This is a genomic window from Arthrobacter sp. 9V (genome assembly GCF_902506065.1).
In the GTDB taxonomy this organism is placed as follows: Bacteria; Actinomycetota; Actinomycetes; order Actinomycetales; family Micrococcaceae; genus Arthrobacter.
This window is the reverse complement of the sequence record NZ_LR732955.1, coordinates 1-1000: the sequence shown is the minus strand read 5'-3', so window position 1 is coordinate 1000 and position 1000 is coordinate 1. Positions and strand designations below refer to the sequence as shown.

The following is a 1000-nucleotide window of genomic DNA, read 5'->3' as shown; positions in this document are numbered from 1 at the left end:
GGATGCACAGGGTTATCCACAGTGTGCACAGGCGTTAACACCATTACTCCTGGTTAACGATCAATCTCCGCGGGACAACCTTGTGGACGGCGGGATGACAAGAAATCCGGCGCTCCTCCGCCTGTGCCAGAATGGGGCGGCCGGACAGTCCAAGCCGATCGACAGGGGTTCCAGCTGTGAAGTTCGAGGTCAACCGGGACGTCTTCTCCGAAGCCGTCTCCTTCGCAGTGAAGCTCCTCCCGCAGCGCACGACCCTGCCGATCCTGTCGGGCGTCCTGATCCACGCCGACGGGGATCGCCTGACGCTCTCGTCGTTCGACTACGAGGTCTCGGCGCAGACGTCGATCTCGGCGCAGATCGACGAACCGGGCACCGTCCTGGTCTCCGGCCGGCTGCTGAACGACATCGCGAGCCGGCTGCCGAACGCCCCTGTGTCGTTCACCACCGAGGACGCGAAGATCTCGGTCACCTGCGGTTCGGCACACTTCACGCTGCTGTCCATGCCGGTCGAGGAGTACCCGACGCTGCCGGAGATCGGTCCGCAGACGGGTGTCATCCCGGGCGACGCGTTCTCCGAAGCCGTGTCCCAGGTCGCCGTCGCCGCCAGCCGTGACGACGTCACCCCGGTGATCACCGGCGTGCAGCTCGAGGTCGGCGACAACGACCTGTCCCTCATCGCGACCGACCGCTACCGTGTCGCCGTCCGCACCATCGCGTGGGACTCCGGCCGAGTCGGCTCGGACCCCCTGCACGCACTGGTCCCGGCCCGCACCCTGCAAGAGGTCGGCCGCACGTTCGGTTCGGCGTCGACGGTGTCGGTGTCGATCAGCGGCAACTCAGACCGCGAGCTCATCGCCTTCCACGCCGACGACAAGACCGTGACGTCGCTGCTCATCAAGGGCAACTACCCGCCGGTCCGCCGGCTCTTCCCCGAGACCGTCAACGACCACGCGGTGATCAACACCGCGGAGCTGGTCGAAGCGGTCCGACGGGTCTCCCT

At 66.5% G+C, this 1000-nt stretch carries 1 protein-coding gene; it reads left to right on the top strand.

Features of this window, described 5'->3' with window-relative positions; genetic code table 11:
- Positions 1-176: 176 nt before the first annotated feature.
- On the top strand, positions 177-1000 hold an 824-nt coding region (dnaN, locus tag BACI9J_RS22720; RefSeq protein WP_159736651.1), incomplete at its 3' end, for a DNA polymerase III subunit beta.